Origin of the sequence: Streptomyces sp. NPDC005374 (assembly GCF_042872225.1) — a bacterium.
GTDB lineage: Bacteria > Actinomycetota > Actinomycetes > Streptomycetales > Streptomycetaceae > Streptomyces.
Map to the genome: position 1 here is coordinate 1 of NZ_JBIAKA010000011.1, position 22,495 is coordinate 22,495.

A 22,495-nucleotide genomic window follows, 5' to 3' on the forward strand; every position below is an offset into this window, starting at 1 on the left:
GCCCGCCGAATACGAAGCCAACTACTACCGAGCGACCACGAAACCCCAGGTCACAGTCAACATCTGAGATCTCTATTGAACCCGGAACGGTTCACCTCGACGAGCTGGTCACCACAAGTCGACCGCCCGTCACTCCGGCCGGCAAGAAAGCACGGAACAGGGCGTCGCCCCTCGGAAACAACCTGCCGTCGACGAATCTCCCGGACATTGCACACCCTCGTCTTGTCACGGCCCGTCGCCAGTGATCTTCACGGACACGATGCCGCGTCTGGCCGGCCGGGACACCACGGCGTCGGCCATGTCGTTCGTCGGGACGCAGATCGCGACGGACTCGCGGGCCACGCATGCACATGGTCTGCCACCACGTCGAGTTCCTGGTCCCAGGTCCCAGCAGGACGCAGCAGCAGCCGGGGGCCATGGACTACCGACCGGTAGACCGACAGGTCGTCGGTTTCGCCGTCGAGGTCGTCGTGGTCCGTGGCCTCCAGCTCTCCGGTAGGTCCTCCGTCGCCGGAGGCTCGGGACCACAGCCGAAGTCGGCGGATCGTCAGCACGGCGGCCGATACCAGGCAGGGCGTTCGGCATGACGACGGCTCAGTGACTCCACGAACCGTGGGCCTCCCTTGCGTGGCGTTGCGTTTGCCGGCCCCCGGCCGGACCGCCACTCCACCGCCCGGGCCGGTGCGAGCCGGGTAGTGCTCGCACCGGACGGTCCCCTCGTTCCCCCGGCGTCTCAGACGGGATCCCGGTCCTGCCAGCGGTCACGGAACCAGGTGAGCGTCTCGGTCAGCAGCTCTCGGTTGCCGCTCTCCGTCAGGTGCGCCAAGCGGAAGTTGGGCCGCAGTTCCAGCTTGCCCTCGGGGATGTCGACGCCCTCCAACTCGTTGAGCCGCGCCAGGAGTTCGGCGCGCAGTGCACGGTCAGTGAACGGCTCCCGGGTCGCCATGTGCTGGAACACCACTTCGGCCGTACCGCCCCGGCCGCCGCCCGGGTAGAGGGTCAGCGGCCAGACGCCACGTCCCGGGAGGCCCGCCTCGCCCAGCATCAGGAAGGCGCTGGTCGTAACCTTCCCCGTGCCGTAGCCGACCCAGCCGCCGAGTTCTTCCCATCGCGCCAGCACCTCACTCACGGCGCTCACGGTCTTCGCGCTGTCGTCCGCCGCGAGCTGCCGGAGGAACCGCGCGGCCCGGGTCTGCGCGGCCTGGCCCCCGGCGACGGGCCGTGCCACCTCCCCGACCGCCTCCGGCTCACCCTCCGCGTCGGCGACGAGCAGCGCGAGGTCGTCGCTGGTGAGCCGCTGGGCGGGATCGGCGGCCCCGTTGATCGTGAAGTGGATGCCGTCGGCTGTCAGCAGCGCGCGGACGTCGCCCTGGTCCTGGGAGCCCCAGCGGAAACCGTCGGCGACCTTGCCCTCCGCGTTGAGCACCCGGTACACGTTGGCCACGCCGGCGGTACCGGCAAGGTGGTTGCCCACGGCCTGGGCCCCGGAACCGATGAACCCCGCCAGATCGCCGTACGACGTCCAGGTGCCGTGCGGAAGCGCGGCGAGAACCTGGTGGGCCAGATGCCAGTCGCGGCTGCGCTCGGCACGTCCGACACCGCGCAGCGGAGCCGGCCACAACCTGATCGCCCGGTCGGCGAGATCGTCGGCCCGGGCCAGGATCTCCTTCACACCCCAGCGGTCGGTGGCGGCGATACGGCGGTTCATCTCCAGGTGGCTGCCCTGCAGCAGCCCTTGTTTCCTCTCGAAGGGGTGGTTGGACAACTCCGAGTTCACCGCGGTCAGGGTGAGGTTCCCGAGGGAGTGGATCAGCCGGGAGTGCAGGTCCTCCGCGCTTTCGCCGTCACCGGTCTCCTCCTCCAGCACGCTCATCCACTCCGGTCCGGGAGACTGGGGCATGACGTGCTCGATGGTGAGCTGCGCCGAGGCGAAGTCCACCGGCTCGGGGTGCCCGTAACTCTCCTCAAGGCGTTGCAGCACCCGCCTGCGCTGATGCGGGAGGCCGTACCGGTAGAAGGGCGCCTCCCGGACCTTCGTACGCAACTCCTCGTCGTCGGGCCAGAACCGGTTTTCCGCGGAGAGCAGTTGGTGCAGACCGTCCGCGACCGGGACACCCTGCGGGAACTGTGCGGGGACGGCCTGGAAGATCCTGCTCAGGTTGTTCGGCGGCACCCGGCAGATCGTCCGGCGTACGAGGAAGCTCTCGATGTACTCCATCGCCCGCGCCGTCTCCGCGGCGTCCGACTCCCCGCGTGCCCGGCGGTCGAACAGCAGCATCAGCGCGGGGTAGGCCACCACCGCCTGCCAGTGCTGCAGCCGGGTCAGATGACCTCGGACCAGCGGATCGGGTTCGTTCTCGGGGCGGACGATGCGGCGGAAGTGGGCGCTGCGGCGGTGGAGTTCCCTGATGTACGCCTCGATGTCGGCCTCGCTCACCTCCGGGCGCTCGAAGCGCTGCTGCTGCGCGGCATACAGATCCTGGCGGCGGACCCGGTCGTCGCCGTCGAGCACCAGTTGCAGCCACATGAGCTGTTCCAGCTCGCCGTTGCTGAGGCTGTCCTGCATGGGCAGCCAGTACGTTTCGTACACCTGCTCGCCGAGCGTCGGCAGCCGCATGAACAGGTAGTTCCGCAGCAGGTCCGCCTGACTGAGCTTCAGCCCGGTGTTGTTGAGGGACTCGAAGATGCGGTGGACGTTGTCGCCGCGTTCTGCGGTCACGGACACCAGCGTGAGGCGGGACGTGATCGCCTGCTCGATACGGAGCACGTTCTGGAACGCGGTCGGATCGTGCGCCTCGACAAGCTTGCGGCGGAAGAAGCGGTAGGCAGCGGCGACCCTGTCCCCCGCGCTCTGCTCCTCCTGGGCCACACGGATGTGAGCGGCGTACTGTGCGCGGTCCGCCTGCGTCGGCAGCAGACGGAAGTAATCGCTGCCGCGCTTGCGCTTGTTGATGAGGTACTCCTCGTCAATGCGCTCCGCCTCCTCCGGATGCGTGTCGGCGATGTGATCACGGATGGCGGCCAACGCCAAGGAGAGTGTGGTCAACCGCTGCTGGCCGTCGACAACGAGCCAGCGGGGAAAGGTCACTTCGTTCTGCGGGGAGGGCGCGAGCACGACCGAACCCAGGAAGTGCGTGCTCGCCATCCCACCGGACTCCAGCAGTTCGGCCTGCTCGAGGATGTCGCCCCACAACTGCGCCAGTTGCTTCTCCGTCCAGGAGTACGTCCGCTGGTAGAGAGGAACCTGGAACTGCTGAGCCCGTCCCTGCACAAGGTCGGCGAACAGAGTTTCTTTGGCCTGCATGACGTCTTGCACCCTCCGTCGCTTCACCCGGTTCACACCTGAGGCAGAGGAGCCCATAGTGCCTCAGTCGGCATGGGAGTCATGGCTGGTTCGCCCTCTGAGATCAGCGCACTGTGCGATGTTGAGAGTCGTGGCGCCTCGGGAGATGCGCCCCAACTGCAGGGTTCTCTTCACCTACCTGCTGAACGTCGACCACTGATCCATCAGCGCTGAAAGGAGCGTCCCGTGAGATTGGCAGCGGAGTCCGTCCGATTCCTGAACGAGGAAGCACGTGCCCCTCGTGGGCTTCCTGAGGTCGACCCGGTCGAGTTCCCGTCAGAGGCGGGAGACCTGGTCGAGCGGTTCGGTTCGCACCCCCGAGCTGCCAACAGGCCCGGCTGCCATGCGCCGACCCCCGCGCGATCACTCGATCAGGACCCCTCTTCGAGCAGGGCAGGCCGGCTCCGTGATCGATGAGCGGATGGCGACTCAGCCGCTGGTCCGGGTGCGGGGGTCGATGAGGCCGTAGAGCAGGTCGACGGCGAGGTTGGCGGCGAGCACCGTGACCGTGATGACCAGGAAGATGGCCTGCATGAGCGCGTAGTCGTTGTTCTGTACGGCCTGCAGCAGTTTCGACCCGATGCCGGGGTAGGCGAAGACCTGCTCGGTGACGATCGAGCCGGCGACGACGAAGCCGAGGGAGATCGCGAATCCGGCGACGGACGGCAGGACCGCGTTCCGCGCCGCGTACCGGATCATGACGCGTCGCTCGCTCAGGCCTTTCGCCTTGGCGGTGAGCACGAAGTCCTCGGCCATCGCGGAGACCATCATGTTCCGCGTGCCCAGCACCCAGCCGCCGACCGACGAGATCACGATCGTGGCCGCGGGCAGGATGCCGTGGTAGAGCGCGGACATGATGAAGTCGGTGTAGGGGCCGGGGGTGATGGCGACGTCGTACCCGCCCAGGAGGGGAAGCCAGCCCAGCGCCGACCCGAGGACGGCGACCAGGATGAGTGCCAGCCAGAAGTACGGCACCGCGGACAGTACGGTCGTCGCCGGCACCAGCGAGTCCAACCAGGTGCCGCGCCGCCACCCCACGAGCACGCCCAGCACGATCCCGGCCACGACCGCCAGGACGGTCGCGATCCCGACCAGAGCGATGGTCCAGGGCAGTGAGGTGGCGATGACCGTCGAGACGGGGGTCGGGAAGTCGCTCACCGAGATCCCGAAGTCACCGCGCAGCAGGTTGCCCAGGTACGCGATGTACTGCCTGAGCAGCGACTCGTCGGTGTGAGCACCGAGCAGAAGCTCGTACGCCCGGCGCGCGGCCGGGTCGACGCCGCCGCCGTGTTGTTGCAGCTTCGCCATGAGGATGTCCGCCGGATCGCCCGGCATCATCCGCGGGATGAAGAAGTTCAGCGTCACCGCCGCCCACAGGGCGACCAGATAGAAGGCGAGTTTGCGCAGGTAGTACCGCATGGGCCGGCCTCACTTCCCGGCGGGCTTGAGGCGCAGGTAGACCTCCGCGCTGTCGGGGTTCTGCCAGACCGCCGGGAAGGCGTAGGGGTCGCCGGCGGTCGGCCAGCCGGTGAACTTGGCGTCGTGGTAGACGCTGATCGTGCCCTGGGTGAGCACCGGGATGTACGGCATGGACTGCTCGATGCGGGTCTGGATGGTCTCCAGGTACGGCTGCCGCGCGGCGGTGTCGGTGGGGTTGATGTGCTTGAGCCCGTCGAGAGCCCGGTCGATCTGCGGATCGGAGAAGCGGCTGAAGTTCGAGCCGGGTTTGGCGCCGACCTTGGCGGTCTGCGCGGTGCTGAGGAAGTAGGTGTAGAGGTAGTACGGGTCCGGCGCGGGCCCCTGGTAGAGAGAGTCGATGATCAGCTGGTAGGAGCCGCGGTCCCTGGAGTCGACGAACTCGTTCCAGGACAGCTGCTGCGGGGTGACCTTGATGCCGGCCTTCTTGAGCTGCTGGCCGATCATGTTCACCGCGGTGATGTAGTCGGTCCAGCCGGAGACGGTTTTCACCGTCAGCGCCAGCGGCTTGCCGTCCTTGGCGTAGATCCCGTCGGAACCCTTGGTGTAGCCGGCGCTCTCCAGGATGTGCTGTGCCTCGGCCACGTCCGGCTTCTTCGGCGCGATCGCGTTCCGCAGCTTGCCGGAGATGAGGGCCCGGTCCCGGGTCGGCAGCAGGAGGCTGGGCGAGATGTCACCGGCCGTGTCGTCGAACGCCAGCGCGTTGAGCTGGGTCCGGTCGATGGCGTGGTAGATCGCCTGACGCACGGCCGGGTCGGTCTGCGGGCCCTGGCAGCCGAGATCGGCGTTGCTGCAGGTGTCCAGGACGATCTGGTTCACCGGGGTGATGACGGATTTGTAGCCGGGGTAGTTCTTCGCCACGTCCTTGACGCCCGGCACCGGCCCCGTCTGCCAGTCGATCTGCCCGGACTTGAGAGCGGTGACGCTGGACTGGTTGCCGGAGAGGGCGGGGTAGCGGATCCTCTTCACCGCGGGCTCCCCGCCCCAGTAGGCCGGGTTCGCCTTCAGCGTGTACGCCTGCGGCTTGAAGTCGTCGAGCAGGTACGGACCGGTGCCGACCGGGTCCTTCACGACAGCGACGGCCGGATCGGCGAGGTCCTTCCACTTGTGCTCGGGCACGATGTAGGTCTTGCCCAGGACCGACGGGCCGTCGACGAATGACGGTTTGTCGAACGCGATGGTCACGTGAGTGTCGTCGACCGCTGTGGCGTGACCCGCGTATCCGGCGTTGTTCATCCCCTTGTGCTTGGTGATCATGTCGAGGGTGAACACGACGTCGGCGGCGGTGAACCGCGCACCGTCGGACCACTTCACCCCGTCCCGGAGGGTGATCGACAGCTTGGTGCCGTCCGCGTTCCAGGAGAACGCCTTGCCCAGCCACGGCGTCGGAGCGTCTTTGCGGACGATGTTGTAGAAGAACAGCGTCTGGAAGATCGTCCCCGTCCCACCGATGGCCGTCGGCGCGAACGGGTTGAAGTTGATCTGATAGTCGCCGGCCTGCCCGGTGTACGCGATCAGCGTCGGGCTCTTGCCCTGGTTCGGCGTGCCTGACGACTGGCATCCCGCGACGGCCAGGGTCGAGGCGACCAGGATCGCTGCGGCACGCGTTCTCACGCCGCGATGTGTCGACAACATGGTGAAGTCCTCTCGTCGTGGCGCTCGGTGGGGCAGCGATGACGCAAGCACGCGACATTATTAAGTTGACAAAGAAAGCCGTCAATACTAATGACGCAAAGCCGCTGCCTCGCCCACGGCACCGGAAAGTTCGGCTCACATCCCTGCTGTTGACTTACTTAAATCGCCTACGTAAGCATTGCAGTCGTCTCATGGCCGTGCCGACGACCACCGGGGAGAGCGCGGATGATCAGGATGACGTTGCACGACGGCTGGAGCCTGCGGGCCGTGGGAGAGCAGGTGACGGAGACCCTCGCGAACCGGCAGGTGCCGGCCCAGGTGCCGGGAAGCACCCACCTCGACCTGCTGGCCGCCGGCCTCATCCCGGATCCGTACCTGGATGGCAACGAGGCGGCGCTGACCTGGATGCATCGCGTCGACTGGCAGTACACGACCACCTTCGAAGCCTCAGGGCCACGACCTGGCGAGCGAACGGATCTCGTCTTCGAAGGCATCGACACCATCGCCACCGTCGAGTTGAACGGGGACGTGCTCGGACACACCGCCAACATGCACCGCAGCTACCGGTACGACGTCCGTGGGTCGCTGCGCGAGGGCGTCAACGAGCTGACCGTGTCGCTGGGATCAGCGCTCACCCACGCCGAAGCGGCGGAGGCCGGGCTCGGCTGGCGGCAGCGTGCCTACCCCCATCCGTACAACGCCATCCGGAAGATGGCGTGCTCTTTCGGCTGGGACTGGGGGCCGGACCTGCAGACCGCCGGTATCTGGAAACCCGTGCGGCTGGAACGGTGGACGGCCGGGCGCCTGGCCCAGGTGCGCCCGCTCGTCACCGTGGACCCCGACGGCGGCGGCCGCGTCGACGTACACGTGGACGTGGACAGCGCCGACGACCGCGCGTACACCGTGGCCGTCACGATCGGCGACGACCAGGTACGGACAGCGGTCCGCGGCACCGCCGCGCGTGCCACCGTCCTCGTGCCGAACGCCCGGCTGTGGTGGCCGCTTGGCTACGGCGACCAGCCGCTGTACGACCTGACCGTCACGCTTCTGGCCGACGGGGAGCCCGTCGACACGAGCCGGCACCGGATCGGGTTCCGCACCGTCACCGTGGACACCGAGCCGGACGAGACCGGTACGCCGTTCACCTTCGTCGTCAACGGAAAACGGGTCTTCGCCAAGGGCGCCAACTGGATCCCGGACGACCACTTCCTCACCCGCGTCACCCCGGAGCGGACGGCACGCCGGATCGACCAGGCCGTCGACGCGAACATGAACATGCTGCGGGTCTGGGGTGGCGGCATCTACGAGACCGACGACTTCTACGACGCCTGCGACGAACGCGGTGTGATGGTCTGGCAGGACTTTCCCTTCGCCTGCGCCTTCTACGCCGAGGAGGAGCCCCTGCGCCACGAGGTCGAGGCCGAGGCCCGGGAGAACATCACCCGGCTCGTCACCCACCCGTCGCTCGTCCTGTGGAACGGCAACAACGAGAACCTTCCCGCCTACACGGACTGGGGCTGGCAGGACGGCCTGAAGGGGCGCAGCTGGGGGCTCGGCTACTACACCGAGCTGCTGCCCGGGCTCGTCGCCGAACTCGACCCCACCCGCCCCTACGCACCCGGCAGCCCTTACAGCCCCGGCGACCTGCCACCGAACGACGCCCATCACGGCACCCGCCACGAATGGGATGTGTGGAACGCGGTCGACTACACCCACTACCGCGACCAAGTGCCGCGGTTCTGCGCCGAGTTCGGCTTCCAGGGCCCACCCACCTGGACGACTCTCCGGCGCTGGATCCACGACGAGCCGATGACACCCACCTCCCCCACGCTCCTGCTCCACCAGAAGGCCGAGGACGGCAACGGCAAACTGCACCGCGGTCTGGAGCCCCACCTGCCGGTACCGGCCGACCTGGAGCGGTGGCACTGGGCGACCCAGCTCAACCAGGCCCGCGCCGTCAGGTTCGGCATCGAACACTTCCGCTCGTGGTGGCCACGCACCGCCGGGGCACTCGTCTGGCAGCTCAACGACTGCTGGCCGGCCGTCTCCTGGGCCGCGGTGGACAGCGACGAACGACCCAAACCCCTCTACTACGCGATCAAGCAGGCGTTCGCGCCGCGGCTGCTCACCGTGCAACCACGCGACGGCAGGCCCACACTGATCGCGGTGAACGACCACGACCAGCCGTGGACGGGCACCGCGCTCGCGACGAGGCAGACCTTCGCCGGCGAGGTGCTGGCCACCGCCGAACTGCCCCTCAGCGTGCCACCCCGGTCCACCGCCCAACTGGACCTGGCCGACGACCTGCTGAAGCCCGCCGACCCGCGCGGCGAAGTACTGGTCGCAGCCTTGGGCGATGCCCGCGCCCACCATCTGTTCGGCGAGGACCGCGACCTCGACTACGACCCGGCGCCGTTCACCGCCCGCGTCCTGCCCGTGGCCGGTGGCTACAGGATCGACGTACGAGCAACCTCCTACGTGCGCGACCTCGCCGTGCTGGCCGACAAGGTCGCGCCCGACGCGGTCGTGGACGACATGCTCGTCTCCCTGCCGGCGGGAGATTCCGTGAGTTTCCTCGTGCGCACGTCGACGAAGCTGCACGAGCCGGCCGCCTTGATACATCGGGACGTGCTGTGCTGCGCCAACACCGTGGCCACGGCCGTCGAGGACCTCTGAGGGATGGCGAGTCGGCCTGTCGCGGGCGCCGATCAGCCCCCGCAGCGTGCGGGGACGGCGCGGGGCGCGGCTGGGTGGGGCGGGGCCGGAGTGAGGCAGTCGAGTGCCCGCATCGCAACTTCTGTCAGGACCTCTAAGGCGGCACACAGATGACGAACATCAATCCCGACGTGCAGCCGCGCCTCCACAACGGCTGGCGCGTGCGCTGGTCGCCCAAGCTGGCCGTCGGAACCGTCCTGATTCTCGCGATCACCCTGTTCGGTCTCGTCGGCCCCCTGCTGGTCGACGACCCGGACCGGATCGACAACATGGGTCTGACCTCGCCGAGCGGCGGGCATCTGCTCGGCACCACCCAGACCGGTCAGGACGTACTCGCCCAGATGGCCTACGCCACCCGGGGCTCGCTCTACACAGGTGTCCTGGTCGGCGTCCTGGCCACCGTCCTGGCAGCGCTGTTCGGCATCGTCGGGGCCTACCTCGGTGGCATCGTCGACGAGGCGTTCTCGCTGTTCTCCAACGTGATGCTGGTGATCCCCGGCCTGCCCCTGATCATCGTGATCTCCGCGTTCGTCCCGCCGGAACAGCGCGGCGCCTGGACGATCGCGCTGGTGCTGGCGATCACCGGCTGGGCCGGGTCGGCCCGCGTCCTGCGCGCCCAGACCCTGTCCCTGCGCAACCGCGACTACGTGCTGGCCGCCCGTGTCGCCGGCGAAAGACCCTGGCGGGTCATCGGCGTCGAGATTCTGCCGAACCTCCTGCCCCTGCTCGCCTCCCAGTTCGTGTTCTCGGTGATCGCCGCGATACTGAGCGAGGCCGGCCTGTCGTTCCTGGGCCTGGGCGCATCCTCCTCGTCGACCCTCGGCACGATGCTCTACTACGCGCAGAACGGCTTCGCCCTCCAGCGTGGCGCCTGGTGGTGGTTCGTACCGCCAGGGCTGATCATCGCCCTGTTCGGCTGCGGTCTCGCCCTGGTGAACTTCACCATCGACGAGATCATCAACCCGACGCTGCGGAACCTCCCGCGGCGGGCACACGCGGTGGCCCACTCCGCCGGCGGCCTCACGCCGGATCCCGAGGACGACGTAGTGCTCAGCCTGACCGGCCTGTCCGTGGCCTACCAGGGCGAACAGCCGGTGCAGGCAGTACGGGACGTGTCCCTCACGCTGCGGCGGGGTGAGATCCTCGGCCTGGTCGGCGAGTCGGGCTGTGGCAAGACCACCCTCGCGTACGCGGTGAACCGGCTGCACCTGCCACCCGCCGAGGTCACCGGCGGCTCCGTGACCTTCCACGACCGTGAGGGCGGCGCGCTCGACGTGCTCGCCCTGTCCCCGGACGAGCTGCGCGCTTTCCGGTGGTCGAAGCTGTCCATGGTCTTCCAGGGCGCCATGAACGCACTCAACCCCGTCATGACCATCCGGGCACAACTGGAGGACGTGCTCACCACCCACCGGCCGGCGATGTCCCGCGCGGCCAGGAGGGCCCGCTGCGCCGACCTGCTCACGCTGGTCGGCGTCGATCCCCGGCGCCTGCGCTCCTACCCGCATGAGCTCTCGGGCGGGATGCGGCAGCGGGTGATGATCGCCATGGCGATGCTGCTCGATCCGCAGGTCCTCATCCTGGACGAGCCGACCACCGCACTCGACGTGGTCGTGCAGCGGGGCATCCTTCAGGAGATCATGCGTCTCCGCGACGACATCGGCTTCGCCGTCCTGTTCATCACTCATGACCTTCCCCTGCTGCTGGAGGTCGCGGACCGGATCGCGGTCATGCTCGACGGGCAGATCGTCGAGAACACACCGGCCGAAGCCATTCGGGACCGGCCACGGCACCCGTACACCCGCCGACTGCTCGACTCCTTCCCCAGCCTCACCGGCGAGCGCGGGGCGTTCGTGCGATCCGGAGGCGCGTCATGACGGTGCTGGAAGTGGCCGACCTGATCAAGGACTTCCGGATCCGCGGTGGCCTTCACCCCACCCGGCTGCGGGCCGTCGACCATGTCTCGTTCACCCTCACCCCGGGCCGCACGGTGGCACTGGTCGGCGAATCCGGATCGGGCAAGTCCACGATCGCCCGGATCATCGCCCGCCTCGAACGGCCCACCGGCGGCCGGGTCACCCTCACCGGAGCCGACGGCGCACCGGTCCCTGGTCGCGACTACCGCCATCACGTGCAGATGGTGTTCCAGGACCCGTTCGCCTCGCTGAACCCGTTCCACACCATCGCGCACCACCTGGCGCGCCCGCTGCGCCTGCACGGTCGCGCCCGGACCCGTACGGAGACCTGGTCCGCGGCAGCGGAACTGCTGGAGCGGGTCAGCCTGCCCGCCGCCACCGTCGCACACCGCCGGCCACACGAACTCTCCGGCGGTCAGCGCCAGCGCGTGGCCATCACCCGAGCACTCGCGCCCGGTGCGACCGTCCTTGTGGCCGACGAGCCGGTCTCCATGCTGGACGTCTCGATCCGGCTGGATGTGCTCAACCTGCTGGCCCGACTGCAGCGGGAGGAGAACCTCGCCGTCCTCTACATCACCCACGACCTGGCGACCGCGCGGCACTTCGCCGACGACATCCTGGTCCTCTACCGGGGACGAGTCGTCGAGCGAGGCCCCGCGGACAAGGTGATCCGCACCCCGCAACACCCCTACACCAAGCTGTTGGCCGCGGCGTCACCCAACCCGGCCGCACGGGGCCGGTTCGTGAACATCGACCCCGCGGAGGTGATCAGGGCAGGCGGCATGCCGCCGTACGAGCACAACTAGGCAGACATGTCAGGGGGGTTGGGTTCACCCGTGCCGGCGGGCAGCGGGCTGTACCCCGCCCTGCGGGTGGGCGAGGGTCAGCTCGCTCTGCAGGACCAGGACCGCCCCACCGATCGCCGCCGCGTCCGAGCCGTTGACCGACGGCACGACCCGCACCGGATGCACCCGGCGCGCGAACGTGCGCCGGTCCACCTCCTGTTGGATCACCGACTGGTAGATCGAGCCCGCCACGGCGAAGCTCGGCCCCGCCAGCACGATCGTGTCGACGTCGAACAAGGCGGACATCGTGACGGCGGCATACCCCAGATGGCGGGCCGACCGCTCCACGAGGTCCCGGGCCTCGGGGTCACCGGCGTTCGCGGCGGCCGCGATCCGCGCGAACTCCGTGAGAAAGCCGTCGTCGGTCGGGCCGAGCGCCAGCCGCTGGGCCAGCTCCGGCATCGCCATGGCCTGCCGGACCAGGGCGGAGGGGCCGGCGTAGTTCTCCAGGCAGCCGACGTTGCCGCACGTGCACTCCTCGCCATTGACGTCGATGGAGATGTGGCCGATCTCCACGCTGTTCGAGGAACTGCCGCGATACACCTCGCCGGCCACCACGACCCCGCCGCCGATGCCGGTGGCCATGTAGATGCAGCCATAGGTGCTGCGCGGGGCGACCGCTCCCAGCCAGTACTCGCCGATCGCGGCCGCGGCGGCGTCGTTGTCGAGCAGGACGGGAAGTCCGAGGCTCTCCGCGAGCCTCGGTGCGACCGGGTGGCCGAGCCACTCCTCGGTGGGCTGCGGGGTCAACAACGTACCCGCGTGCCGATCCTGCGGGCCGTAGCCGACCAGGCCGACGCCCAGCACCTTCTCGCGGTCGACCGCGGCGGTGGCCAGCAGCGCCTCCACCTGGGACGCCACCAGCGGCAGCGCCCGCTCCGGCGGCATCACCGCGGTCCCCTGGAACGATGTCCGGGCCACCTGACGGCCGGTCAGATCGACCACCACGATCACGCACGTGTTGCGTTCGAGTTGAACTCCGACGCTGTACCGGGCCTGCGGGTTGAGCTGGACGAGCGTGCGCGGCTTGCCGCCCGTCGGCGCGCCGCGGCCGACTTCGACGACCAGGCCGTCGGCGATGAGTTCACGCACGACCTCGGAGATCGTCGCACCGGTCAGACCCGTCGCCGCCGCGAGCTCCACCCGGCTGGTCGCGCGCGCCGACCTGATCACATCGAGGACCAAGCCGCGCGTCTTCAGCCGGCTCGCCCAGAGTGGACTGGTCGCCACGTGTACTCCTTAGTTCCGTGCTTTGCCAGCTTAGTTTACTTAGGCCGCGCAGGACCTTTCGCTCCGGCCGCCTCCCGGTCTCCAGAAGCCGGTCGCAGGCACCTTGACTTTCATAAGTCGCCGAATTAACGATGGATGCATCGCTCCCATCGCTTCCATCGGTCCCTTACGGCAACGAGGAGATCAGGTGAAACGTCGTCAAGCCTTGATGGCCACCGGCGCCGCCGGTGCGCTGATCCTGGGTGGCCTTGCCATCGCCACCCTGCCCGCGTCGGCAGCCGACACCGGCTGCTCGGTCACCTACACGGTGCAGAGCCAATGGTCGGGCGGGTTCAACGCGGACGTGGCCATCACCAACCTCGGCGCCGCCGTACGGGGGTGGAAGCTGACGTTCGACTTCCCGGACTCCGACCAGAAGGTCACCAACGGCTGGAGCGCCACGTGGGCACAGTCCGGCGCCCATGTGTCCGCCGCCAGCCTCGACTGGAACGGGGCGCTGGATACCGGCAAGTCCGCCTCCATCGGGTTCACCGGTGCGTGGAAGAGCGCCAATCCGAAACCCGCGTCGTTCGCGCTCAACGGCGTGACCTGCACCGGCTCGGTGACAACCCCGACCCCCACCCCCACCCCCACTCCGCCCGGTGGCCCCGGCGGGCCGGCCCCGAAGCTGAAGGTCTCCGGCAACAAGATCGTCACCGACAGCGGCAAGCAGTACCGGCTGCTGGGTGTGGACCGCTCCAGCGGTGAATACGCCTGTGTGCAGGGCAAGGGGCAATGGGACAGCGGCCCGGTCGACCAGGCGTCCGTCGACGCGATGAAGACCTGGAACATCCATGCGGTACGCGTGCCGTTGAACGAGGAATGCTGGCTCGGCATCAACGGCTCGCCCAGTGGAGCCACCTACCAGCAGGGCGTCAAGGACTACGTCAACCTGCTGGTGGCCAACGGCATCACCCCGATCCTCGACCTGCACTGGACCCGGGGCGCCTATACCAACGGGCCGGACTGGCACTGCAAGGACGCCACCGCGACCTGCCAGAAGCCAATGCCGGACGCGCAGTACGCCCCTCAGTTCTGGACCGGTGTCGCAGGCGCGTTCAAGGGCAACGACGCCGTCGTCTTCGATCTGTTCAACGAGCCGTACCCGGAGGTCGCCAGCGACTGGGACAAGACCCTCGGCTGGACGTGCTGGCGTGACGGCGGCACCTGCACCGGCCTGCCCTACGAAACGGCCGGCATGCAGGACCTCGTCGACGCGGTCCGGGCCACCGGCGCGACCAACGTCCTCATGCTGGGCGGCCTGGAGTGGGCCAACGACATGCGCGAGTGGCTGACGTACAAGCCGACCGACCCGCTGAACAACCTCGCCGCGTCCTGGCACTCGTACAGCTTCAACGCCTGCGCGACCGAATCCTGCTGGGACAGCCAGGTCGCGCCGCTCGCGCAACAGGTGCCGGTCGTCATCGGCGAGTTCGGCCAGGACAACTGCGGCTTCGACTACATGCAGCGGTTGGTGGACTGGGCCGACGCGCACGGCATGGGTTATCTCGCGTGGACCTGGAACCCGTGGGGCTGCAGCACCGGTGGCGTGCTCATCAAGGACTGGGCCGGCACCCCGGAGCCCGGCGTCGGCGAGGGCCTGAAGGCCCACCTCCTCAGCCAGGACCCCTACACGACCCCGTAACCGCCGAGCACCCAACGGCTGCCCCAACCGAAGACGAAGCCGCCCCGGCCGGATGTGCCCATGGCACACCTCGGCGGGGGCGGTTTCGCCCAGACCACCACGAGTGCGTCGCGGGCGGTGGGGCGTGTACAACGCGGCCCTGGCGATGCCGGAGTCGGGGATCTGAACCGCTGCCGACACAAACGCCGCGGACGCCTCTCGCATGGGGGAAGATCCTGAAGTGGTTTCGCCGAGCCGTGGCGCCGCCGCATACGCGGCCGACGGCGATCCTGCTCGGTCGAATGCACGCCGGCCCCTCAAGTCGTGTCAGGCCTACACGATTCTGTAGCTGCGGCCTCGACCACCCCGTCCAAAACACTGATCACACCGACCTGGTGCAGGCGTCCGACGGTTCGTGGTGGCCGTACGACTCGGTGTGCGACCAAGTGGGGACCGGCCCCGGACCACGAACCCCCCACCGCAGACCACCTCCTACCTCAAGGCAGCTGCAAACCCGAACCAGCCCGAGGCAAAGCCGCAGGTGGCGGCAGACGAGCAGGGCTGTACGCCGGGTTCTGTCGCCCGGCTGCCTCGCGGCGGCCGGGGAGACGGCCATCCATCTAGGACCGGCGTTGCCGCCGGTCTCGTGCGGTCTACCCGGGGACTCGGGCGGGCAGCCCTCGAACGTCCCCGCAGGGCCACCATTACAGCGGCCCCTTTTGACCTTGCTCCGGGTGGGGTTTACCTAGCCGCCTGAGTCGCCTCAGGCGCTGGTGGTCTCTTACACCACCGTTTCACCCTTACCGAGGACCGAAGTCCCCGGCGGTTTGTTTTCTGTGGCACTGTCCCGCGGGTCACCCCGGGTGGCCGTTAGCCATCACCCTGCCCTGTGGAGCCCGGACGTTCCTCGGGGAGTCCTCCCAGGGAGGATTCCACGCGGCCGTCCGCCCGGCTCGTCTGCCGTGGGGACCATGGTACCGGGGACTCGGGGCACGACGGTTCCGCGGTGACCTTGACCGGGCCCGCCGTGGCCAGCACCGAGCCCGTCAGGATCAGGGCGAAGGCCACGCCCACACCGAACGTCAGCGGCTCGGAGAGGAACAGCACGCCCGCCACCACCGCCACCGCCGGGTTGACGTACGTGATCACTGTCGCCCTCGTCGGACCGACCTCCTTGATCAGCTCCAGGAAGGCGACGAAGGCCACCGCCGTGCAGATCACTCCCAGGCCGGCGAGAGCGGCGAGGACCGGGGCGGAGGGCATCGAGGAGGGCCAGGTCAGTGCCGCGGCCGGGGCGTACACCAGGGCCGCCAACGCCAGGCAGGGGGCCGTGAGGTGGAGGGACGGGATGTCCTTCAGGTGGCGCGCGGCTATCAGCGGTGCCGTCGCGTAGCCCAGCACCGTCACCAGCACCTCCGCCATCGACTTCGCGTCGCCCCCGGTGAGGTGCGGGACGGTCAGGACACCTACTCCCGCGAGGCCCAGGCCCAGGCCCGTCACCCGCCGCACGCCCAGGCGTTCCGTGTCGCCGAAGAAGCGGGCCAGGACCACGCCGACTATCGGTACGCCCGCGATCAGCAGGCCGGCCGTGGAGCTGGAGAGGTGGCGTTCCGCGTCCGTCAGCGTGTACCAGGGGCCCATGATCTCTATGACGGCGAAGGCCAGCATGGGGCGCCAGTGCGACCGTACGGTCGACGGCAGGCCGCCCTGCCGGAACGCGAACGGCAGCAGGAGCAGCGCGCCCAGGGCGCAGCGCACGAACACCACCATCGCTGCCGACAGCGGGGCGTCCACCGCCACTTTGATCATCAGGTAGGGAATGCCCCAGACCACTCCCATCAGGGAGAACAGGAACCAGCCGCGTGCAGTCATGCGGACATCGTCGGTGCCGTCAACGGCTCGCGTCTTGAACGCTGTTGCGGTACGCCGCCGGAGTCACCCCCAGGACGCGGCGGAACCAGCGCGTCAGGTGTGCCTGGTCCGCGAAGCCGACCAGGGCGGCCACCTCCGATGGGCGCAGGCCGGATTCCAGCAACCCCCTGGCCCTGCCGACCCGGTGCTGGGCCAGCCAGGCGTACGGCGGTATCCCCATCGTCGTACGGAAGGCTCTGAGGAGTTGGTAGCGGGACAGGCCCAGGTCCGTGGCCAGGTCGGCGAGGGACGGGGGTGACAGGAGCTCGTCGGCCAGGCGGTCGCGGACCGCTCTCGCCACCGCCTCCGCTCCGGGGATCACGCAGGTCGTCACGCGGGCCGTGGAGTGGCGGCAGGCCAGGGCCGCCAGGAGCCAGGGGAAGCGGGACTCCACCTCCAACGGGTCGGGGCAGACGCTGAGTTCGGAGTGGGCGGAGAGGAGAGCCGCGGCCAACTCCGGGTCGTCCAGGAGTGGTTCGCGGAAGTGGGGGAGGTCGACGTCGGCCGACATGAGGTAAGGCGCCGCGTACAGGGCGCGGTACGCGTAGCCGTCGGTCGTGGTGCCGGGGCCGCCGGTGTGGATCTCGCCCGGGGCCAGGACGACGATCGAGCCGGGGCCCGTGCGGATGTGGCCGCCGCGGTAGTCGATGAGCTCCGTGCCGCCCACGCAGACGCCGATCGTGTACTCGTCATGGGCGTGCGGGGCGTAGACGTGGCGGTCGAAGCGGGCGGTCAGGAGGTCGAGCGGGGGGCCGCAGCGGCCAAGTCGTGCCCGCGTCCACAGTGCCTGCTCCATGCGACGCCGCCCCCTGTCCAACGTTTTCAGGGTGCAACGCCGCAGCGCTCACAGAAAGTCCGCTGTCTCCATGTCGAAGGCGAAGGGCTCGGGGAGGGTGATCGGCTTGCCGAAGGGCCGGGTACGGAGTTCGCGGTAGTCGTCCCTCTCCGGGTCGCTGAACAGCGTGACCGAGGCTGCGTCTCGGTCGACCAGAAGGTAGAGGGGAATGCCACCGCGCGCGTAGCACCGGCGCTTGGCCTCACGGTCTGCCTTGGGCTTGGTGGACGTCACCTCCAGGACCATGGCGACGCCGTCGCAGGGCATCCAGGAGTCGGCATGCGCGAAAAGGTCGAGGTCAAGAGGCGCGAACGTGACATCCGGGACCACGTGGTTCTTAGGACAGGCCTCTCCGCTCTTCAGCAGGAGCCCCTTGTTTCCGGAGAAGTCCATGTCCGTCCGGGACCGCTTGATCACTTGCCTCACGAGCCTGCTGATGTACTTCTCGTGATCCCCGTCCGGCGGCGGCGTCACAACGATCTCCCCCTCGATAAGCTCCGCCCGGAAACCCTCCGGAGCGTCCAGAGCGAGGAAGCCCTCCAGCAGGACCTCTTCCTGCGTGAGCGGCTCGTGGGCCATGGCAGTCATGTCACGCCCCTCCTTCTGTCGCTCGCCAGGCTGGGACATAGGAAGATCACCTGTCCGGGAGATCGGGAACCGTTCCCTCGATCGTGGCACACGATCACGAGCGACGTCAGGCGCAGCGCCCGCCGACCGACCGACCGACTCAAGCAGGAGCGAACCGCACCGTCGGCGCCCCCGGATCCGCCTCCGTGAGCCGTACTCGCAACCGCTCCCCCAGTTGCAGCCCCGCCCCCTCCAGCCGCCCGATCACCGCCGGTGTCTCCAACTGCACCGTCCCCGTCGTCGGGTGGTGCTCGTCCAGGTCCACCACGCAGCCGTCGAACACCTCCCCCACCCGGTCCTTCAGCAGGGCCGCCTCGACGAGGTCGACGCACTCCCGTTCGGCCTTGTTGGCTCGCCGCGAGCCCTCGGCCATCTCACCCGGCAACGCGTCCAGCGCGGCCCGCACCCAGTCCGGCACCGGCTCCCCCGCCACCGCCGCGAGGCAGATCTCCGACGCGTAGCGGTCGACAAGGCGGCGAAGAGGGGCCGTGCAGTGGGCGTAGGGAGCGGCCACGGCCGCGTGGGTGGTGAGGGGCGGGAGCTCGCCGTCCCGGAAGACCGTGTAGCCGGCGCCGCGCAGCAACGTCGTGCACTCCAGGAGGAAGGCCGCGTGATGAGGGGTCGCCGGGTCCAGGGACCGCACCAGCGCCGCGTACGACATGTGGTGCGGCCAGTCGATGTGCAGCGCGTGGGCGGTACGGCGGAGGCGGCCGACCGCGCCGTCCGGGGCGGCGGGGAGCGTGCGGAGCACTCCCGTGCCGTACTCGAGCATCAGGTCCGCCGCGGCCATGCCGGTGAGCAGGGAGATCTGGGCGTTCCAGCCGTCGGCGGGCACTCCGGCGCGGTACGTCAGCTCGTACGTGCCGTCCCGCTCGACGATCTCCTGCTCGGGGACCCGGAGCGAGATCCCGCCGCGCTCGACCTCCAGCGCCTCCCGCAGTCGGCCCACTTCCGCCAGCAGCACCAGCGGTTCCTCGGCCGTGCCGGAGTCGATCGCCTGCTGTACGCCCTCGTAGGCGAGCTTGGCCCGGCTGCGGACCAGGGAACGGCGGACGTCGGCCGCGGTCGTACGGCCGTCCGCGTCGAGGTCGATGGTCCACAGGGCGGCGGGGCGGATCCGGTCCGGGAGCAGGCTCGCGGCACCCTCGCTGAGTACCGGCGGATGCAACGGAACGCGTGAGTCCGGGAAGTACAGGGTCATCACGCGCCGGTGGGTCTCCGCGTCCAGCGCCGATCCGGGGACGACGAAGGCGGCGACGTCGGCGATGGCGTACCGGAGGCGGTAGCCGGTGCCCCGCCGGGAGAGGTGCATCGCCTGGTCGAGGTCCAGGGAACCGGGCGGGTCGATGGTGAAGAGGGGGAGGTCGGTGGCGTCGTCGTAGGCCTTCGGCGGAGGGACCCGTTTCGCCTCTGCCACGGCCTCTGCCGTCACCTCGGGCGGGAAGTCCGACGGCACGCCGAGTTCGGTGCGCAGGGCGGTGAAGGCAGCCCGTAGCGGGACGGCGGTCGCGCGTATGCGGCGGCGGGGCATACAGCGAGCGTAGGGCCGGGCGCGCCGACGGGCACGCCGTACGCTGTGGCGGAGTTCAACAGAAGGAGATCTTCCGTGCTGGTCCTGCTGCCTCCCTCCGAAGGCAAGGCGTCCTCCGGTCGTGGCGCCCCGCTGAAGCTGGAGTCGCTGTCGCTGCCGGGGCTCAACGAGAGCCGGGAGGCGGTCCTCGACGCGCTCGTGGAGCTGTGTGCCGGGGACGAGGAGAAGGCGCGCGAGGTGCTCGGGCTGAGCGAGGGACTGCGGGGCGAGGTCGCGAAGAACGTCGGACTCAGGACCGCGGGAGCACGGCCCGCCGGGGAGATCTACACGGGTGTGCTCTACGACGCCCTCGACCTGGCGTCCCTGGACGCGGCCGCGAAGAGGCGGGCCGGTCGTTCGCTGCTGGTGTTCTCGGGGCTGTGGGGTGCTGTCCGGGTGACCGACAGGATCCCCTCCTACCGTTGCTCGATGGGGGTGCGGCTGCCGGGGCTCGGGGCGCTGGGCACGCACTGGCGTACACCGATGGACGGCGTTCTCACCGAGGCCGCCGGGAACGGGCTCGTCCTCGATCTGCGGTCCTCCGCCTACGCCGCCGCGGGGAAGCCGAAGGGTGAGGTCGCGGGGCGGACCGCGACCGTGCGGGTGCTGCACGCGCCGACCGGGAAAGTCGTCAGCCACTTCAACAAGGCGACGAAGGGGCGGATGGTACGGAGTCTGCTGTCGGCGGGGCTCGCGCCGAAGAGCCCGGCCGAGCTGGTGGAGGCGCTGCGGGAACTCGGGTACGTCGTGGAGGCGCAGGCGCCCGCGAGGGCGGGGCAGGCGTGGGCCCTGGATGTGCTGGTGGACGAGATCCACTGAGGCCCCCCTCCGGCTGCATTGCAGAGGGCGCAATGCCCTTTGCGCAGCACGCATCGCTTCGGCAGGATGACGCCATGGCCTCCTCCTCCCTGCCGCTGCTCGACATCGCGCCCGTCGTCCCCGTCGTCGTCCTGGCGGACGCGGCCGACGCCGTGCCGCTCGCCCGGGCGCTGGTCGCCGGAGGGTTGCCCGCGATCGAGGTGACGCTGCGGACACCGGCCGCACTCGACGCGATCCGGGCCATTGCCGGTGAGGTGCCGGAAGCGGTCGTCGGGGCCGGGACGGTCATCACGCCGGCCCAGGTGAGCGACTGCGTGGCGGCCGGGGCCCGTTTCCTGGTCAGCCCGGGGTGGACGGACGTACTGCTGGAGGCGATGCGGGAGTCGGGGCTGCCGTTCCTGCCCGGGGTGTCGACCACGTCGGAGGTCGTGGCGCTGCTGGAGCGGGGCGTGCGGGAGATGAAGTTCTTCCCCGCGGAGGCGGCGGGCGGTACGGCCTATCTGAAGTCGCTCGCCGGGCCGTTGCCGGGGGCGCGGTTCTGCCCGACCGGCGGGATCGGGCCCGGCAACGCGGCCGAGTACCTGTCCCTGCCCAACGTCGGTTGTGTGGGCGGGACGTGGATGCTTCCGGCGGACGCCGTCGCCGCGCGGGACTGGGGGCGGGTGGAGACGCTGGCCCGCGAGGCCGCCGCGCTCAGGACGCTACGGGCGCAGGTGTGACGTGTCGTTGAGCAGTCGCACGCTCGCGTTGCCGTCGGCGTAGTGGGCCACCACGGACACGGAGGCCGCCGAGAGTTCCATGCGGAACAGGGACTCGGGCGGGGCGCCCAGCGCGAGGCGTACGAAGGTCTTGATCGGGGTGACGTGGGTGACGAGCAGAACCGTGCGGCCCGCGTACGCCGCGACGAGTTTGTCCCTGGTCGCCGCGATCCGGGTCGCCGTGGCCGCGAAGCTCTCGCCGCCGCCGGTCGGCCTGGCCTCCGGGTCGGACAGCCAGGTGTTCAGGTCGTCCGGGTAGCGCTCGCGCACCTCGCCGAAGGTGAGGCCCTCCCAGGCGGCGAAGTCGGTCTCGATCAGGCCGTCCTCGACGGTGACCTCGAGACCGAGCCGGTCGGCCACGGCGGCGGCGGTCTCCCGGGTACGGGTGAGGGGGGACGCGAGGATGTGCTGGATCGTGCCTCGCCGGGCCAGGGCTTCGGCGGCTCTCTCCGCCTGTTCCCTGCCGACGGCGGAGAGGGCGGGGTCGGTACCGCCGCTTCCCGAGAACCGCTTCTGGGGGGTCAGCGGGGTCTCGCCGTGCCGCAGGAGCACGAAGGTGGCGGGCGCCCCCATGTCGGCCGGGGCCCAGCCGGGGGCGGCGACGGCCTGGGCGGACGGCAGGTCGGTCCCGGCCTTGGCCGCGATCGCCTTGGCAGCCCGCACGTCGGCGTCCGCCTTGGCGGAAGAGGGCTCGTGCGTCGCCCCCTCGGCAGAAGTCGGCTTCCGTACCGAACTTGCCGACGTCCCCGAGTCCATTGCCTCGTTGGCCAGCCGGTCCGCGTGCTTGTTCCGCTCGCGCGGGATCCACTCGTACGTGACCTGCCCGGGTGGGTAGATCCGCCCCGCTTCCAGGGCCAGCGGCTTCATGTCCGGGTGCTTGATCTTCCAGCGGCCCGACATCTGCTCGACGACCAGCTTGGAGTCCATGCGGACGTGCACCCGGGCCGACGGGTCCAGATCGCGGGCCGCACGCAGGCCGGCCAGCAGCCCCCGGTACTCGGCCACGTTGTTGGTGACGACGCCGAGGTATTCGTACGCCTCGACCAGCGTCTCCCCCGTCACCGCGTCCAGCACCACGGAACCGTACCCGGCAGGCCCGGGGTTGCCCCGCGAGCCGCCGTCGGCCTCGACGATGAACTCCCGCACGCCTGAAGC

The 22,495-nt window shown here is 69.5% G+C and carries 14 protein-coding genes, 1 other RNA gene and 1 pseudogene; 6 read left to right on the forward strand and 10 right to left on the reverse strand.

Features of this window, described 5'->3' with window-relative positions; genetic code table 11:
• Positions 1 to 733: 733 nt before the first annotated feature.
• The 3 genes from ACFYRX_RS26955 to ACFYRX_RS26965 form a co-directional block, all read right to left on the reverse strand.
• Entirely contained in the window at positions 734 to 3,304 is a 2,571-nt protein-coding gene (locus ACFYRX_RS26955; RefSeq protein WP_389104673.1) for a DUF262 domain-containing protein, read from the reverse strand.
• Between the two features lie 468 nt (positions 3,305 to 3,772).
• Positions 3,773 to 4,762, reverse strand: coding sequence for an ABC transporter permease (locus ACFYRX_RS26960; protein ID WP_389104675.1), 990 nt, complete (start codon positions 4,760 to 4,762; stop codon positions 3,773 to 3,775).
• 9 nt (positions 4,763 to 4,771) lie between these two features.
• The gene (locus tag ACFYRX_RS26965; RefSeq protein ID WP_389104678.1) at positions 4,772 to 6,433 is read right to left on the reverse strand and encodes an ABC transporter substrate-binding protein; all 1,662 of its coding nucleotides are present in this window, start codon (positions 6,431 to 6,433) and stop codon (positions 4,772 to 4,774) included.
• A 246-nt stretch (positions 6,434 to 6,679) separates the two neighbouring features.
• Here ACFYRX_RS26965 and ACFYRX_RS26970 point away from each other — a divergent pair, with 246 nt between their 5' ends.
• The 3 genes from ACFYRX_RS26970 to ACFYRX_RS26980 all read left to right on the forward strand — a co-directional run bounded on the left by ACFYRX_RS26970 (position 6,680) and on the right by ACFYRX_RS26980 (position 11,888).
• A complete protein-coding gene (locus ACFYRX_RS26970) occupies positions 6,680 to 9,130 on the forward strand; it encodes a glycoside hydrolase family 2 protein (protein WP_389104681.1) in 2,451 nt (816 codons plus the stop codon).
• Positions 9,131 to 9,279: 149 nt separating this feature from the next.
• On the forward strand, positions 9,280 to 11,043 hold the full coding sequence (locus ACFYRX_RS26975) for a dipeptide/oligopeptide/nickel ABC transporter permease/ATP-binding protein (RefSeq protein ID WP_389104683.1): 1,764 nt from the start codon (positions 9,280 to 9,282) through the stop codon (positions 11,041 to 11,043).
• Complete coding sequence (locus ACFYRX_RS26980; RefSeq protein ID WP_389104686.1) at positions 11,040 to 11,888, forward strand: ABC transporter ATP-binding protein; 849 nt, start codon at positions 11,040 to 11,042, stop codon at positions 11,886 to 11,888. The genes ACFYRX_RS26975 and ACFYRX_RS26980 overlap by 4 nt, the downstream gene beginning before the upstream one ends.
• Positions 11,889 to 11,912: 24 nt before the next feature.
• Here ACFYRX_RS26980 and ACFYRX_RS26985 read toward each other — a convergent pair whose 3' ends face one another.
• Positions 11,913 to 13,157: an ROK family protein gene (locus ACFYRX_RS26985; protein ID WP_389104689.1), complete on the reverse strand. Its 1,245-nt coding sequence runs from the start codon at positions 13,155 to 13,157 to the stop codon at positions 11,913 to 11,915.
• Between the two features lie 208 nt (positions 13,158 to 13,365).
• On the opposite strand from ACFYRX_RS26985, the gene ACFYRX_RS26990 reads away from it, so the two are divergent.
• Positions 13,366 to 14,841 (forward strand): cellulase family glycosylhydrolase, encoded by a 1,476-nt coding sequence (locus tag ACFYRX_RS26990; protein WP_389105527.1) that lies wholly within the window; start codon positions 13,366 to 13,368, stop codon positions 14,839 to 14,841.
• A 527-nt stretch (positions 14,842 to 15,368) separates the two neighbouring features.
• Here ACFYRX_RS26990 and rnpB read toward each other — a convergent pair.
• The 5 genes and pseudogenes from rnpB to ACFYRX_RS27015 form a co-directional block, all read right to left on the reverse strand.
• Positions 15,369 to 15,776, reverse strand: an RNA gene (rnpB, locus tag ACFYRX_RS26995) — RNase P RNA component class A.
• A 133-nt stretch (positions 15,777 to 15,909) separates the two neighbouring features.
• Positions 15,910 to 16,692, reverse strand: a pseudogene (locus ACFYRX_RS27000) (DMT family transporter); the annotation flags it as partial.
• A gap of 19 nt (positions 16,693 to 16,711) precedes the next feature.
• Positions 16,712 to 17,527 carry an AraC family ligand binding domain-containing protein gene (locus ACFYRX_RS27005; protein WP_389104691.1) on the reverse strand — a complete coding sequence of 272 codons (816 nt, stop codon included), beginning with the start codon at positions 17,525 to 17,527 and terminating at the stop codon, positions 16,712 to 16,714.
• A 48-nt stretch (positions 17,528 to 17,575) separates the two neighbouring features.
• Positions 17,576 to 18,154, reverse strand: a complete 579-nt coding sequence (locus ACFYRX_RS27010) for a Uma2 family endonuclease (RefSeq protein ID WP_389104694.1) — start codon at positions 18,152 to 18,154, stop codon at positions 17,576 to 17,578.
• A 139-nt stretch (positions 18,155 to 18,293) separates the two neighbouring features.
• The gene (locus ACFYRX_RS27015) at positions 18,294 to 19,724 is read right to left on the reverse strand and encodes an RNB domain-containing ribonuclease (protein ID WP_389104696.1); all 1,431 of its coding nucleotides are present in this window, start codon (positions 19,722 to 19,724) and stop codon (positions 18,294 to 18,296) included.
• Positions 19,725 to 19,799: 75 nt separating this feature from the next.
• On the opposite strand from ACFYRX_RS27015, the gene yaaA reads away from it, so the two are divergent.
• Entirely contained in the window at positions 19,800 to 20,582 is a 783-nt protein-coding gene (gene yaaA / locus ACFYRX_RS27020) for a peroxide stress protein YaaA (protein ID WP_389104698.1), read from the forward strand.
• Between the two features lie 74 nt (positions 20,583 to 20,656).
• Positions 20,657 to 21,301, forward strand: coding sequence for a bifunctional 4-hydroxy-2-oxoglutarate aldolase/2-dehydro-3-deoxy-phosphogluconate aldolase (gene eda / locus ACFYRX_RS27025; RefSeq protein WP_389104701.1), 645 nt, complete (start codon positions 20,657 to 20,659; stop codon positions 21,299 to 21,301).
• On the opposite strand, the gene ACFYRX_RS27030 is transcribed toward eda, so the two are convergent.
• A complete protein-coding gene (locus tag ACFYRX_RS27030; protein WP_389104704.1) occupies positions 21,284 to 22,486 on the reverse strand; it encodes a bifunctional RNase H/acid phosphatase in 1,203 nt (400 codons plus the stop codon). The two genes, eda and ACFYRX_RS27030, sit on opposite strands and share 18 nt — an antisense overlap.
• Positions 22,487 to 22,495 lie beyond the last annotated feature (9 nt).